Source organism: Streptomyces sp. NPDC003379, from assembly GCF_053589195.1.
This window is the reverse complement of sequence record NZ_JBSFRK010000031.1, coordinates 1-13,764: the sequence shown is the minus strand read 5'-3', so window position 1 is coordinate 13,764 and position 13,764 is coordinate 1. Positions and strand designations below refer to the sequence as shown.

12 protein-coding genes are annotated in these 13,764 nt (G+C 72.4%); 7 read left to right on the top strand and 5 right to left on the bottom strand.

Annotated elements, in window-relative coordinates; all coding sequences use genetic code 11:
• Nucleotides 1-6 precede the first annotated feature (6 nt).
• Nucleotides 7-552 carry a septum formation initiator family protein gene (locus ACWDVB_RS27030; RefSeq protein ID WP_451518292.1) on the bottom strand — a complete coding sequence of 182 codons (546 nt, stop codon included), beginning with the start codon at nt 550-552 and terminating at the stop codon, nt 7-9.
• Between the two features lie 50 nt (nt 553-602).
• Nucleotides 603-1,562, bottom strand: a complete 960-nt coding sequence (gene rsmH, locus ACWDVB_RS27025; protein ID WP_451518291.1) for a 16S rRNA (cytosine(1402)-N(4))-methyltransferase RsmH — start codon at nt 1,560-1,562, stop codon at nt 603-605.
• A 356-nt stretch (nt 1,563-1,918) separates the two neighbouring features.
• On the opposite strand from rsmH, the gene ACWDVB_RS27020 reads away from it, so the two are divergent.
• The 4 genes from ACWDVB_RS27020 (at nt 1,919) to ACWDVB_RS27005 (ending at nt 7,752) form a co-directional block, all read left to right on the top strand.
• Nucleotides 1,919-2,539 carry a beta-class carbonic anhydrase gene (locus ACWDVB_RS27020; RefSeq protein ID WP_451518290.1) on the top strand — a complete coding sequence of 207 codons (621 nt, stop codon included), beginning with the start codon at nt 1,919-1,921 and terminating at the stop codon, nt 2,537-2,539.
• 243 nt (nt 2,540-2,782) lie between these two features.
• Entirely contained in the window at nt 2,783-3,820 is a 1,038-nt protein-coding gene (locus tag ACWDVB_RS27015; protein WP_451518289.1) for an AAA family ATPase, read from the top strand.
• Nucleotides 3,820-5,190, top strand: a complete 1,371-nt coding sequence (locus ACWDVB_RS27010) for a DUF58 domain-containing protein (protein ID WP_451518288.1) — start codon at nt 3,820-3,822, stop codon at nt 5,188-5,190. Before ACWDVB_RS27015 ends, ACWDVB_RS27010 begins: the two co-directional genes overlap by 1 nt.
• A gap of 102 nt (nt 5,191-5,292) precedes the next feature.
• Complete coding sequence (locus ACWDVB_RS27005; protein WP_451518287.1) at nt 5,293-7,752, top strand: transglutaminase TgpA family protein; 2,460 nt, start codon at nt 5,293-5,295, stop codon at nt 7,750-7,752.
• A 148-nt stretch (nt 7,753-7,900) separates the two neighbouring features.
• On the opposite strand, the gene ACWDVB_RS27000 is transcribed toward ACWDVB_RS27005, so the two are convergent.
• The 3 genes from ACWDVB_RS27000 to ACWDVB_RS26990 form a co-directional block, all read right to left on the bottom strand.
• Nucleotides 7,901-8,311, bottom strand: a complete 411-nt coding sequence (locus ACWDVB_RS27000) for a DUF3040 domain-containing protein (protein ID WP_451518286.1) — start codon at nt 8,309-8,311, stop codon at nt 7,901-7,903.
• A gap of 275 nt (nt 8,312-8,586) precedes the next feature.
• Nucleotides 8,587-9,423, bottom strand: coding sequence for a class I SAM-dependent methyltransferase (locus tag ACWDVB_RS26995; RefSeq protein ID WP_451518285.1), 837 nt, complete (start codon nt 9,421-9,423; stop codon nt 8,587-8,589).
• 97 nt (nt 9,424-9,520) lie between these two features.
• Nucleotides 9,521-10,072, bottom strand: a complete 552-nt coding sequence (locus tag ACWDVB_RS26990; RefSeq protein ID WP_451518284.1) for an SAV_6107 family HEPN domain-containing protein — start codon at nt 10,070-10,072, stop codon at nt 9,521-9,523.
• A gap of 159 nt (nt 10,073-10,231) precedes the next feature.
• On the opposite strand from ACWDVB_RS26990, the gene ACWDVB_RS26985 reads away from it, so the two are divergent.
• Genes ACWDVB_RS26985 through ACWDVB_RS26975 form a run of 3 tightly spaced genes read left to right on the top strand, consistent with a single transcriptional unit; the run spans nt 10,232 to nt 13,705 of the window.
• Nucleotides 10,232-10,981: an ATP-binding cassette domain-containing protein gene (locus ACWDVB_RS26985; RefSeq protein WP_451518283.1), complete on the top strand. Its 750-nt coding sequence runs from the start codon at nt 10,232-10,234 to the stop codon at nt 10,979-10,981.
• On the top strand, nt 10,953-13,037 hold the full coding sequence (locus ACWDVB_RS26980; RefSeq protein ID WP_451518282.1) for a YhgE/Pip family protein: 2,085 nt from the start codon (nt 10,953-10,955) through the stop codon (nt 13,035-13,037). Before ACWDVB_RS26985 ends, ACWDVB_RS26980 begins: the two co-directional genes overlap by 29 nt.
• Nucleotides 13,038-13,084: 47 nt before the next feature.
• Nucleotides 13,085-13,705, top strand: coding sequence for a TetR/AcrR family transcriptional regulator (locus ACWDVB_RS26975; protein WP_451518281.1), 621 nt, complete (start codon nt 13,085-13,087; stop codon nt 13,703-13,705).
• Nucleotides 13,706-13,764 lie beyond the last annotated feature (59 nt).

The following is a 13,764-nucleotide window of genomic DNA, read 5'->3' as shown; positions in this document are numbered from 1 at the left end:
TGAACGTCACCTGCCGGAGGTCGTCGGGGGGCCGGGCTTCATGGGCCGGGGAGCCGCGGACCGGGGGGCCACCGGCTGAGGGGCCGCCTGCCGCGAGGTCGTGGGCGCCGGGGCGGGGGCCGGGGGCGGGACGGGGATCGGGACGGAGGCCGCCGGGGGCGCCGCTTCCTGCGGGCGCGGCGCGGGCGGGGCGACGGCGCCGGGCACGCCGCGCACGGTGCCGTCGGGGTCGAGGAAGGCCGGGTCACCGCCGGGGACCATGCCGAGCTTTTCGGCGCGCCGCTGGAGGGCGTCGGGGGCCGCGTAGCCGTCCACGTCGCGCTGGAGCTGCTGCTCCTCCTCGGTGAAGTCCTTTATCTCCTTCTTGAGCTCGCTCACCTGGAACGAGCCTTCGTTGAGCGAGGAGTTCAGGACGAGCAGCATGATCAGGCCGCCGCCGAGGAGCAGTACGACGAGGAGGACGAAGGGCGTGCGCGCGGCCTGGTTCGGCCCTTGCGGCAGCAGTCGCGCGAGGCGGGCGGCCCTCCCCCGCAGCTCGGGCTTCTTGCTCATGGAGCCTCCTCGCGGACTCTGATCAGCGGACTCTGATCAGCAGGTGCTGCTCAGCGGACGTCTTCCCGTACGCGCTGCGCGCCCCGCAGCCGCGCCGGGGCCGCCCTGCGGTTCTCGGCGACCTCTTCCTCGGTGGGCAGTTCGGCACCACGGGTCAAAAGCTTGAGCCGCGGCTGGTAGCGCTCGGGGACGACCGGCAGGCCGGGCGGGGCCGTGTTCGCGGCACCGGCCGCGAACACCTGCTTGACCAGGCGGTCTTCGAGCGAGTGGTACGACAGGACGGCGATCCGGCCGCCGACGGCGAGCGTCTTCACGGCCGCGGGCACGGCCCGCTCCAGGACGCTCAGTTCGCCGTTGACCTCGATGCGCAGGGCCTGGAAGGTGCGCTTGGCGGGGTTGCCGCCGGTGCGCTTGGCGGCCTGCGGCAGGGAGTCGCGGATGAGCTCGACGAGCCGCGCGCTGTTGCTGAACGGCTCCTTCTCGCGCTCGCGCACGACGGCGCTGACGATGCGCTTGGCCTGCTTCTCCTCGCCGTACTGGCGCAGGATCCGCACCAGTTCCCCCGGTGCGTACGTGTTGAGGACCTCGGCCGCGCTGATGCCGGTCGTCTGGTCCATGCGCATGTCCAGGGGCGCGTCCTGGGCGTACGCGAATCCCCGGTCGGCCTCGTCGAGTTGCATGGAGGAGACGCCGAGGTCGAAGAGGATGCCCTGGACGCGCGGGACGTCCAGGCGGTCGAGCACCTCGGGGAGTTCGTCGTAGACGGCGTGCACCAGGGTGGCCCGGTCGCCGTAGGGGGCGAGCCGCTCGCCGGACAGGCGCAGCGCCTCCTTGTCCCGGTCCAGGGCGATGAGGCGGGCCGAAGGGAAGGCGGCCAGGAGGGCCTCGCTGTGGCCGCCGAGGCCCAGGGTGCAGTCGACGACGACCGCGCCGGGCTCGGCGAGCGCGGGGGCCAACATGTCCAGGCACCGCTGGAGCATCACCGGGACGTGTCGGCTGTTGTCGGTCAAGGGGCCCTCTCAGGTCCGGCGCGGCGTTCGTACGCACTGCCGGGTCCCCGCCCGCTCCGTGAAGGGGAATGGTCTGCCGGCGCCGGGGAAGTGGCGTCAGCCGACCGGGAGCGGGAGGAGGCCGAGCCGTACGTACGCGCCGCGCACGTGGGGATTCAGGGAATCTCCGGGATGTGCGGTCCAGCGGGGAGCAGGTCACGTCTCCCGCTTCGCGTCACTTTAGTCCACGGTGTCTCCCGGTCAATCAACCGGCCTGCGCGTCGCGGACCGGTACGGAACGGATGTACAAATCGGCCTAAGCGACCCATTCGGGTGCAGCCACCGCAGTCCTGTGGGTTACCTCACAACAAGAGTCTTTGACGTTCTTTGTCCCTTCTCACAGCGGGCCGAGTCGATCACTGACCACTAACGTCAGAACCATGTCGACTTCCGCATCCCCTCTGGGCCGCACCCCCGCAGAGCCGATCGGCGACACAGCCGTCGGCACGGTCACCGACCGCCTGGTCGAGGCGAACGAGAGATACGCCGCCGACTTCGCCGACCCCGGCATGGACGCCCGTCCCGTCCTGCGCGTCGCCGTCGTCGCCTGCATGGACGCCCGCCTCGACCTGCACGCCGCGCTCGGTCTCGAACTGGGCGACTGTCACACCATCCGCAACGCGGGCGGCGTGGTCACCGACGACGTCATCCGCTCCCTGACCATCAGCCAGCGCGCCCTTGGCACCCGCAGCGTGGTCCTCATCCACCACACCGGCTGCGGCCTTGAGTCCCTCACCGAGGAGTTCCGGCAGGACCTGGAGAACGAGGTCGGCCAGCGGCCGACCTGGGCGGTGGAGTCCTTCCGCGACGTCGAGCAGGACGTACGCCAGTCGATGCAGCGCGTGCGGACCTCGCCGTTCCTGCCGCACACCGACGACATCCGCGGATTCGTGTTCGACGTGACGACGGGTCTGCTGCGGGAGATCGACCCCGCATGACGCCCGCATGCCCCCTGCATGACTGACAAAAGGTCGTAAGACCCGACAAATCGGCGCCAGTTATCCACAGGCGAGTGACACGACCCGGTATGCCCAACAACAATGCGGGAGGTGACACCACGCGGACCATTCACGCGTGGTGTCGGTGAATTCGTGTGGACCGGGTCGTGCGCGTGAGCGGCGGCCCGGCAATGGGGTATCCCCTGCTCCTCGAGAGCGCGGGGAAGGGCCGAGGAGGGCCGGGTGACGACCTATGACGATCGAGCGAGCCTCACAGATCTGACCACCACAGCGGAGCGTGTCCGCAGGTCGGTGGAGAGTGTGATCGAGGGCAAGCCGGAGGTCGTACGGCTCTCGCTGACCGTGCTCCTCGCCGAGGGGCACCTGCTCATCGAGGACGTGCCGGGCGTGGGCAAGACCATGCTCGCCAAGGCGCTCGCGCGGTCCATCGACTGCTCGGTGCGGCGGATCCAGTTCACGCCGGACCTGCTGCCCTCGGACATCACCGGGGTGTCCATCTTCGACCAGCAGCGCAGGGACTTCGAGTTCAAGCCGGGCGCCATCTTCGCGCAGATCGTGATCGGCGACGAGATCAACCGCGCCTCTCCGAAGACGCAGTCCGCGCTCCTGGAGTCCATGGAGGAACGGCAGGTCACCATCGACGGGCAGACGTACGAACTGCCCAGCCCGTTCATGGTGGTGGCCACCCAGAACCCCGTGGAGATGGAGGGCACCTATCCCCTGCCCGAGGCGCAGCGCGACCGCTTCATGGCGCGCGTCTCGATCGGCTATCCGTCCCCGGAGGCCGAGTTGCAGATGCTCGACGTGCACGGCGGCGTCTCGCCCCTGGACGACCTCCAGCCGGTGGCGCACGCGCACGACATGGTGAAGCTCATCGACGCGGTCCGTACGGTCCACGTGGCCGACACCGTCCGGCGGTACGCCGTGGACCTGGTCGCCGCCACCCGCAACCACCCGGATCTCAGACTCGGGGCCTCGCCGCGCGCCACGCTGCACCTGCTGCGCGCCGCCAAGGCCTCCGCCGCGCTCAGCGGCCGGGAGTTCGCCCTGCCGGACGACGTGCAGGCCCTGGCCGTCGCGGTCCTCGCGCACCGCCTGCTGCCCACCGCGCAGGCCCAGCTGAACCGCCGCACGGCCGAATCGGTCGTCCTCGAAATCCTCCAGCACACCCCGGTCCCCGCCGCCGCGCAGCCGGGCAGCAGCGGCTTCTTCGACCAGCATCCGCCCAACCGGCCTCCGCCCGGCGCGCGGGGGCTGTGATGGCGGGCGGGGGGAGGCCGTCGGGCCCCGCCGATGACGGCAAGGGCGGGCTGCGCACGGCCCTCGCGGGCCTGACCACCCGCGGACGTTCCTTCCTGGCGGCCGGCATCGCCGCCGCCATCTGCGCCTATGTGCTCGGCCAGAGCGACCTGCTGCGCGTCGGGCTGCTCCTCGCCGTGCTGCCGCTGGTCTGCGCCGTCGTCCTCTTCCGCACCCGCTACCGCGTCGCGGGCAGCCGCAGGCTCTCTCCCGCGCGCGTGCCGGCCGGTTCCGAGGCCCGCGTCCATCTGCGCATGGACAACGTCTCCCGGCTGCCCACCGGACTGCTGATGCTCCAGGACCGGGTGCCGTACGTCCTCGGGCCCCGGCCCCGGTTCGTGCTCGACCGCGTCGAGGCCGGCGGACGCCGTGAGGTCTCCTACCGGGTCCGCTCCGACCTGCGTGGACGCTATCCGCTGGGGCCGCTGCAACTGCGCCTGACGGACCCGTTCGGGATGTGCGAGCTGACCCGCTCCTTCTCGACGTACGACACCTTGACGGTCATCCCGCGCGTGGAGGCGCTGCCCCCGGTGCGGCTCACGGGCGAGGCCAAGGGGTACGGCGACGGGCGCAACCGCTCGCTGGCGCTCGCCGGTGAGGACGACGTCATCCCGCGCGGGTACCGCCACGGCGACGACCTGCGCCGGGTCCACTGGCGCTCCACCGCGCGCTACGGCGAACTGATGGTCCGCCGCGAGGAGCAGCCGCAGCGGGCCCGCTGCACGGTGCTCCTGGACACCCGGGGCACAGGCTTCCGGGGCGCGGGGCCCGACTCGGCCTTCGAATGGGCGGTCTCCGGCACGGCGTCCACACTGGTGCACATGCTCGAACGGGGCTTCTCCGTCCGGCTCCTGACCGATACGGGCACCTCCGTGCCGGGCGAGGGCTCCGACGGCTTCGCGGGCGCGAGCCAGGAGTCCGCGGACGCGGCCGGACTGATGATGGACACCCTCGCGGTCGTCGACCACTCCGACGGAGCCGGGCTCTCACGCGCGTACGACGTGCTGCGCGGCGGCAACGAAGGCCTTCTCGTCGCCTTCCTCGGCGACCTCGACGAGGAGCAGGCGGCGATCGTCGCCAAGATGCGCCGGCGCAGCGGCGCCGCGGTCGCCTTCGTCCTGGACAGCGCGGCCTGGGCGCAGGGTCCCGGCGGTGTGCCGTCCGACGCCGGTGACGCGCGGGTGCGGATGCTGCGCGCGGCGGGCTGGACGGCGCTGGCGGCGCCCCCGGGGTCGAGCCTGACGGACCTGTGGCGCCAGGCGGACCACGCCCGCACGAGCGCGGGCGCCGCGCCCTCCGCGGGGACGGCGACGAGCGGGGGCTGGGGATGACGACTGGGGGCCGGGGATGAGCGCGCCGCACGGATCGCCGGGTGGCCCGCGCGCGGGTGGCCCGGCCGCACGGCAGGTACGTACGACAGTGGGGGGACGGTCATGAGTGGACGCGCGCGGCTCGCGCTGTGCGCCACCGCGGCCACGGTGATGGCCTCGGGGGCGCTGCTGCCGCTCGTCGATCCGGCGACGTGGTTCCTGCAGGCGGTGATCCTGCTCGCGATGCAGAGCGGGGTGGGCGCGCTGGCCCGGCGGGTGCCGCTGGCCAGGCCGCTCACCGTGGTGGTGCAGGCGCTGGTGACGCTGCTGCTGCTCACCCTGGTCTTCGCCCGCGAGCAGGCCCTCGCGGGGATCGTGCCGGGGCCCGAGGTGTTCCGGCGCTTCGGGCTGCTCCTGGAGGCGGGCGGTGACGACGTCGGGCGGTACGCGATCCCGGCGCCGCTCAGCGACGGCATCCGGCTGATGCTGGTCGGCGGGGTCCTGGTGATCGGCCTCGCGGTGGACGCCCTCGCGGTGACGTTCCGTACGGCGGCCCCCGCCGGGCTGCCGCTGCTCGCGCTGTACTCGGTCGCGGCGGGCCTGTCCGGGGACGGCGCCGGGTGGCTGTGGTTCCTGCTCGCCGCCTCCGGCTATCTGCTGCTGCTCCTGGCCGAGGGCCGGGACCGGCTCTCCCAGTGGGGCCGCGTCTTCGGCGGCGCGGCGCGCGCTCCGGGGCGGGTCTCGGGGGGCCTGGAGAGCAGCTCCGGAGCGGTCGCCCCGGTCCGCACGGGGCGGCGCATCGGCGCCCTGGCCCTGGGCATCGCCCTGGTGGTGCCGGTCGTGCTGCCGGCCCTGGGCGGTGGCCTCCTGGGCGGCTCCGGCGGCCCGGGCGGGGGCGGCTCGGGCGGCGGCGGGACGATCTCCGCCGTGAATCCGCTGGTCGCGCTCCAGGACAGCCTGAACCAGCCGGAGGACCGCGAGGTCATCTCGTACCGCACGAACGCCGAGCGGTCCGACGAGCTGTATCTGCGGATCGTCTCGCTCGACCAGTTCGACGGCACCACCTGGAAGACCACCGTCCGGCGCATCCAGGACGTGCCGTCGCCCCTGCCGGACCCCCAGGGGCTGTTCCCCGACGTCCGCAGGACCGAGATCCGGACGAACATCGAGGCCGCCGACGGCTACGCGCAGAACTGGCTGCCCATGCCCTTCCCTGCCAGCCAGGTGAAGATCAACGGCCGCTGGCGGTACGAGCCGGTGGGCCGTGCCCTCGTCGGTGACCGGGGCCAGACGACGCGAGGCTCCGAGTACCAGGTCACGAGCCTGGCCGTGGAGCCCACGGCCGAGCAGCTGGCTAACGCGTCCGCGCCCCCGGCGGATCTGCGGCGCGAGTTCACGAAGGTGCCGGACTCCCTGCCGGACATGGTCGCGGACACGGCCCGCCGGGTCACCAAGGGTGCCGCGAACCCGTACGAGCAGGCGGTCAGGCTCCAGGACTACTTCGCTTCGGACGGCGGGTTCACGTACAACACCCAGGTGCGAGCGGGCAGCGGTCCCGCCGCGATCGAGAAGTTCCTGAAGCAGAAGGAAGGCTTCTGCGTCCACTTCTCCTTCGCGATGGCCTCCATGGCGCGGACGCTGGGCATACCGGCCCGGGTCGCCGTGGGCTTCACTCCAGGCTCCGCGCAGGCCGACGGCTCGATGTCGGTCGGGCTGCGGGACGCGCACGCCTGGCCCGAGCTGTACTTCGAGGGCGTGGGCTGGACCCGTTTCGAGCCGACGCCGAACCGCGGCTCGGTGCCCGAGTACACGCGCTCCGACGTCCCCTCCGGCGGCGTGAGCGACCCGGACACCCCGGAGCCGTCCCGCTCCTCGGAGCCGTCCACGGCGCCCTCGGCGTCGGACAGCTGCCCGCCCGACATGAGGAAGCAGGGTGGCTGCGCGAGCGCCGCCCCGCAGGTCGCGGCCGGGTCGGGGGGTGACGGGCCGCCCATCGGGATGATCGTCCTGGTGGCCCTGGCGGCGCTGCTCCTCATCCTGGTGCCGCTGCTGCCCCTGCTGTGGCGCTCCCGCGTGCAGACGGTGCGGCTGGGCCCCGTCGCCGGTGGGCCGGCGGTCACCATGGCGCCTGCGGTCTCCACGGCGCGGGCCCTGTCCGCCTGGCTCGAAGTGACCGATACGGCCTGGGACCACGGCATTGAGCCGGACGAGTCACAGACCCCCCGGAAGGCCGCCGCGCGGATCGTCCGCATCGGGCAGCTGACCACGGGGCCCGCGGAGGCCGCCCACCGGGTGGCGACCGCCGTGGAGCAGGCGCTCTACGCCCCGAACCCGCGGCTTCCCATGACGGGGCTCTCCGAGGATGTGCGGCGCGTACGTGAGGGGCTGCGGGCCTCGGCGAGCCGGTCCACCCGGCTGCGGGCGACGCTCGCGCCGCGTTCGGCCGCACGGGTGGTGTGGGCGGCATCGGACCGCTGGGCGGCGTTCAGCGCGCGCTGGAGCGAGCGGGCCGCCAAGCGGTGGGCGGCGCTGACCCGGAGGCTGCCGCGGCGGCTGCTGCGGCGGGCTTCACCGGAGAGCTGAGGCGAGGGCTTGCCCGCCCGGCCGGGACGTGTATGAGCGCCCCGGCCGGGACATGCGTGAGCCGGGACATGCGTGAGGGGTGACCGCCCTTGGGTGGTCACCCCTCACGCACACTCAAGTCTGTTCGGTCAGCCTCGCGCGGCCGAGCTCACTGACCACCCTGCTGTTCGTCGCGGCGGCGCTGCCACCGCTGCTCGATGCGGTCCATGACGGAACGGCGCTGCCTTGTCTGCCGACGAGCCTGGGGCCCACCCTGCGCGGCCGCGCCCGCGGGCTGTTCGCCCGGCTTCGGGGCCTTGCGCCAACCGGTGACGGCGAGCACCGCGCAGCCCAGCATGACGAGGAACCCCACCACGCTGATCCAGATCTGCTGGGCGACCATTCCGGCCATGAGAAGGGCGATGCCCACCAGGAAGCCGACGACCGCTTGGTAGACCCGCTTCCGGGTGTACGTACGCAGCCCGCTTCCCTCAAGCGCTGTCGCGAATTTGGGATCTTCGGCGTACAGCGCTCGCTCCATCTGCTCGAGCATGCGCTGCTCGTGCTCCGAGAGCGGCACGGAGTCCTCCTCATCGTGCAGTCGCCGGGGCGACCGGGGGTCCCCTTCAGGATAGGCAGGGAATCGCCCCCGTGAAACCCGCCCCTCTGCGCCAACTTCGCCAAACCGGACCTTCACATCGCTCCGGCTCGCTGAAGCGTGCATTCCCCAGCGGCCGGGCCGTCATGCAGGACGGTGTCCCTCGATCATACGGCGCCGGTAGCCCGTTCGGGGGTCCTGTGGCGTACTCCATGTGCGGCTGCGTCGCTGATCAGCGGGGCAGTCGCGGGCGCACCTCATGCTTCGGCGGTACCGCGCGCCTCGCCGAGCACATGCAGCTGGGTGGCCACGGAGTGGAAGGCGGGCAGTTCGGCGGCGGCGGCCTCCAGCTTGAGGAGGGCCTCCAGGGCGCCCGGCTCGGTGTCGACGAGGACGCCGGGGACCAGGTCGGCGAAGACCCGCACGCCGTGCACCGCGTCGACGCGCACGCCCGCGGCCTCGACCAGTTCGGTGAGCTGCTCGGCGGTGAAGCGGCGCGGCACGGGGTCGCCCGCGCCCCAGCGGCCCGCCGGGTCGGTGAGCGCGGTCTGCGCCTCCTTGAAGTGACCGGCGAGGGCCCGCGCCAGCACGGCCCCGCCGAGGCCGGCGCCGAGCAGGCTGAGCACTCCGGAGGGGCGCAGCGCGTCGACGGCGAGGCGCACCCCCTCGGCCGGGTCGTCCACGTACTCCAGGACGCCGTGGCACAGGACGGCGTCGAAGCCGCCGCGCTCCACCACGTCGAAGAGGCCGAGGATGTCGCCCTGGACGCCGCGCACCCGCTCCGCGACGCCGGCCTCGGCGGCCCGGCGCTCCAGTGCGAACAGGGCGTTCGGGCTGGGGTCGACGACCGTGACGCGGTGACCGAGGCGGGCGACCGGCACCGCGAAGTTGCCGCTGCCGCCTCCGGTGTCGAGCACGTCGAGTTCGGTACGCGGCTGTGGGCCCGTGGCCTTGACGCGGCGGTCGAGGGCGTCGCTCAGGACGTCCCAGACCACGGCGGTACGGAGAGAAGCGCGGGGACGGGAGGGGTCGGAGCGCAGCGACGCCGTGTGAGGGTGGTGGTGGGAGACGGGCGGGCGCATCGGGTCCGACACGGCAGTTGACTCCTCGGCGCGTGGGGTTGCGATCGTCCCCACCCTATTGCCTGCCGTGCAGTGCCCCGGTCATCCGTCCCGGGGTGTGGACTGCCGGTCAGCCCGCGTCCGGCTGCCGCTCCTCTCCCGCGTCCCGCGCTTCCTGCCTCGGCTGGGGCAGCACCGGCTGGAGGACCAGCATCCGCTCGACCAGGCGCAGGAACATCGCCACGTCGCGGATCAGGTCGTCGGCGTCGCGGGCGGTGGCGGCGCCCTGGATGCCCGCCTCGGCGCGGGCCCGGCGTGCGGCACCGGAGGCGAACAGGGCGCTCCACTCCGTCAGTTCGGGGGCTATCTCGGGGAGGACTTCCCAGGCGCTGCGGATGCGCTGCCTGCGGCGCGGGGACGTCTCGGGCCGTCCGCGCGCGGCCAGGACGGCGGCGGCGGTGCGCAGGGCGGCGAGGTGGGCGGTGGCATAGCGCTCGTTCGGCGGGTCCAGGCGGGTGGCCTCGTCGATTCCGGCGTGGGCCTGGGCGAGCAGTTCGAGGGCGGCGGGCGGGGCGGTCGCGCGGCGCAGGACGGGGTGGACATCGCTCGCCGGGCCGGCCAGTGAGGGTGCGGGGCGCACGGCGCTGTGCCGGTGTGCGGCTGCTGCGGAAGTGCTGGCCATGACGAACCTCCTGTCGTCGTGTGACGGCGCGGTGGCCGTATGTGCCCATCGTGGAGTACGCCACTGACAATCGGCTCTGACCTGGCCCTTTGCCTCGATCGACGGTCCGGGCTTACTTTTGAACTGACCAGTCAGTTCAAAAGAGGGGCAGGGGGGACTGTGGACGGTCCGACCGACGACGTGCGGGGCGCCGCCGTCACCGCCGAGGGCCTCGGGCTCAAGGGGCCGCGGGGCTGGGTGTTCCGGGGCATCGGCGTCGACGCGGAGCCCGGGTCGCTGATCGCGCTGGAGGGCCCGTCGGGGTCGGGCCGCACCTGTCTGCTGCTCGCTCTGACGGGACGTATGCGCGCCACCGAGGGCCACGCGTGCGTGGACCGCTTCCGGCTGCCCAAGCAGCTGGCCGCGGTGCGCCGGATCAGCGCTCTGGGGCCCGTGCCCGGCGTCACCGATCTCGACCCGGCCCTGACCGTCGCCGAGCATCTGCACGAACGGGCCCTCCTGGAGCGGCGGTTCGGCGGACCGCTGCGGGGGCTGCTGCGGCCGCGCGCCGAGCGGCGCAACGAGACCCGGCTGCGCGTCGACACCGCGCTGGCCGCCGCCGGGCTCGACACGGAGTCGCTGCCCAAGGGCCGACGGACCTCCGTACGCGACCTGGAGCGGCTCGAAGCCCTGCGCCTGTCCGTGGCCCTCGCGCTGATCGGCCGGCCGCGCGTGCTCGGCGTCGACGACACCGACCTGAAGCTCCCGGACGCCGAACGGGTCATGGCCTGGGGCCTGTTGAAGTCCCTCGCCGAGAGCGGGACGACCGTCCTGGCGGTGTGCAGCGAGGCCCCTGAGGGCGCGGTCGTGATCCGTACCGACGACGACAAGGAGGCGGCGGATGCGCTCGCCGAAGCTGGCCGCGCTTGAGCTCAGGCGTTTCGGCAGGGGGAAGCTGCCGCGCCTCGCACTCGTCGCGCTCCTGCTGCTGCCCCTGCTGTACGGCGCGCTGTACCTGTGCTCCTTCTGGGACCCGTACGGCCGCCTCGACCGCATCCCCGTGGCGCTCGTCAACGAGGACAAGGGGGCCACCGCGCAGGGCAAGAAGCTCCAGGCGGGCGACTCCATCGTCGAGGGGCTGCACGACAGCAAGACCTTCGAGTGGCACGAGGTGAGCGACGCCGAGGCACGCGAGGGCGTCGAGGACGGGACGTACTACCTGTCGCTGACCATGCCGTCGGACTTCAGCAAGCGCGTCGCGTCGAGTTCGGGGGACTCTCCGGAGACGGGCGCTCTGCGGGTCCGTACGAACGACGCCAACAACTACATCGTCGGGCAGATCTCGCGGACGGTCTTCTCCGAGGTGCGCAGGGCCGCGTCCACCAAGGCATCGCGCTCCTTCCTCGACAGGATCTTCATCTCGTTCTCCGACATCCACGGCGCGACGCAGAAGGCCGCCGAGGGCGCCGACAAGCTCGACGGCGGCATCGGCAAGGCGAAGAAGGGCTCGAAGGACCTCGCGAAGGGCCTCGGGGACGCCAAGGACGGCAGCGGCGAGCTGGCCGCGGGCGTCAAGAAGCTCCACACGAAGGCGGGCGAACTGAAGAGCGGCGCGAGGCGGGTCGCGGACGGGACGCATACGCTCGCCGGCAAGGTCAACGGCACCGCGGACAAGGTGCGGCCCTTCCTGAAGGACAACGGCAAGACCATCGGGGACACGGCCCAGCTGGTCGCCGACTCCTCCAAGGCGATGCGCCGCAACCTCGACACCTGGGTCAAGCTCGCGCCCGGGGCGGCCAAGGGCGCCGAGGAGGGCTCCAGGGTCATCGGCGACTTCTACACCGAGCACTGCGAGAAGGCCCCGGTTCCCGACCCCTCCTGCTCCGAGATCAAGAAGGCCAGGAAGGCCGCCGAGAACGTGTCGACCATCGCGGACGACATGAACACATTGATCAAGGACCAGCACAGCGACGTCAAGAAGCTCGACAAGCACCTGGCCACCCTCCAGAAGAAGTCGCAGGCGCTCGCCGACCGCGCCCCGCACCTCGACGAGGACCTGGAGAAGGCCGTCGCCCGGATCAACGAACTCGACAAGGGCGCCGGCAAGGTCGCCGACGGTGCCAGGAAGCTGCACACGGGCCTCGGCACGGCCGAGACCGGGGCGAACGACCTGGACGCGGGCATCGGCAAGCTGGAGACGGGCGCGAGCGACCTCAAGGGCGGCATGTTCAAGCTGGCCGACGGCTCCGCGAAGCTCTCCGGCGGACTGCACGACGGCGTCAAGAAGATCCCCGACTACGACAAGAAGGACCGTGACGAGCGCACCGACGTCATGGCCGACCCCGTGCAGCTCGCCTCTCAGTCGATGCACAAGGCGCCCAACTACGGCACGGGCTTCGCGCCCTACTTCATCCCGCTGTCCCTGTGGGTCGGCGCGATGGTGGCGTACATGTTGATCCAGCCCCTCAACCGGCGCGCGCTCGCCGCGGGCGCCTCCGCGTGGCGCGTCGCGCTGGCCGGCTGGCTGCCGGTGGCGGCCCTCGGGGTGTTGCAGACGGCGGCGCTCATGTCCGTGCTGCACTGGGGGCTCGGTCTCCAGATGACCAGGGCGGTCGGCACGATCGGCTTCCTGTGCCTGGTGACCGCGTGTTTCGCGGCCATCGTGCAGTGGCTCAACGCCCGCTTCGGAGCGGCCGGGCGCATCCTCGTCCTCGCCGCCCTCATGCTCCAGCTGACGTCGGCGGGCGGCACCTACCCGGTGCAGACGAGCCCCGGCTTCTTCGGCGCGATCCATCCCTTCCTACCGATGAGTCACGTCGTCGACGCTCTACGGAGGCTCATCACGGGCGGCGGCCTCGGTCCCGTCTGGCAGGCGTGCGCGGTCCTGACGGCGTTCACGGTGGGTGCCCTCGCGCTCACCGCGCTCTCCGCGCACCGCAAGCAGGTGTGGACGATGGACCGGCTGCACCCGGAGCTGACCCTGTGAGCACGCCGAAGCAGGGGCGCCCTGCGAGACCTGTGAGAATCAAGGTCATGGACAGCAGTGCAGGCAGCACCCGCCGCGAGGCCACCCGGCAGAAGCTCTACGAGGCAGCCGTCACCCTCATCGCGGAGCAGGGCTTCTCCGCCACGACGGTCGACGAGATCGCCGAACGGGCCGGGGTCGCGAAGGGCACCGTCTACTACAACTTCGCGAGCAAGTCGGTCCTCTTCGAAGAGCTGCTGCGGCACGGCGTCGGCCTGTTGACCGCCTCCCTGAAGGAGGCGGCCGAGGAGACGGAGAAGAGCGGCGGCAGCAAGGTCGACGCCCTCGACGCGATGATCCGCGCCGGCCTCGTCTTCATCAACCGCTATCCGGCCTTCACCCAGCTGTACGTCGCCGAGCTCTGGCGCACCAACCGGGCCTGGCAGTCCACTCTGCTGGTGGTCAGGCAGCAGGCGGTCGCGGTGGTGGAGGACGTACTGCGCGCGGGCGTCGACAACGGCGAACTCAGCGACGAGATCGACATCCCGCTGACGGCCGCCGCGCTCGTCGGCATGGTGCTGGTGGCCGCGCTCGACTGGCAGGCCTTCCAGCCGGAGCGCTCCCTGGGCGACGTACACGCGGCGCTGTCACGGCTGCTCCAGGGCCGGGTCAGCGGCACGCGCGCGTAGCGGCTCGGAAGCGGACACGACGGCGCCGGTCCGGTGCCCCCTGTTCTCCAGGCGGCACC

Bases quoted from the DNA above. Each gene is read 5' to 3' on its own strand.
- ACWDVB_RS27030 (WP_451518292.1), bottom strand. From the start codon at position 552: ATGAGCAAGAAGCCCGAGCTGCGGGGGAGGGCCGCCCGCCTCGCGCGA.
- ACWDVB_RS27010 (WP_451518288.1), top strand. From the start codon at position 3,820: ATGGCGGGCGGGGGGAGGCCGTCGGGCCCCGCCGATGACGGCAAGGGC.
- ACWDVB_RS27005 (WP_451518287.1), top strand. From the start codon at position 5,293: ATGAGTGGACGCGCGCGGCTCGCGCTGTGCGCCACCGCGGCCACGGTG.
- ACWDVB_RS26990 (WP_451518284.1), bottom strand. From the start codon at position 10,072: ATGGCCAGCACTTCCGCAGCAGCCGCACACCGGCACAGCGCCGTGCGC.
- ACWDVB_RS26980 (WP_451518282.1), top strand. From the start codon at position 10,953: ATGCGCTCGCCGAAGCTGGCCGCGCTTGAGCTCAGGCGTTTCGGCAGG.
- ACWDVB_RS26975 (WP_451518281.1), top strand. From the start codon at position 13,085: ATGGACAGCAGTGCAGGCAGCACCCGCCGCGAGGCCACCCGGCAGAAG.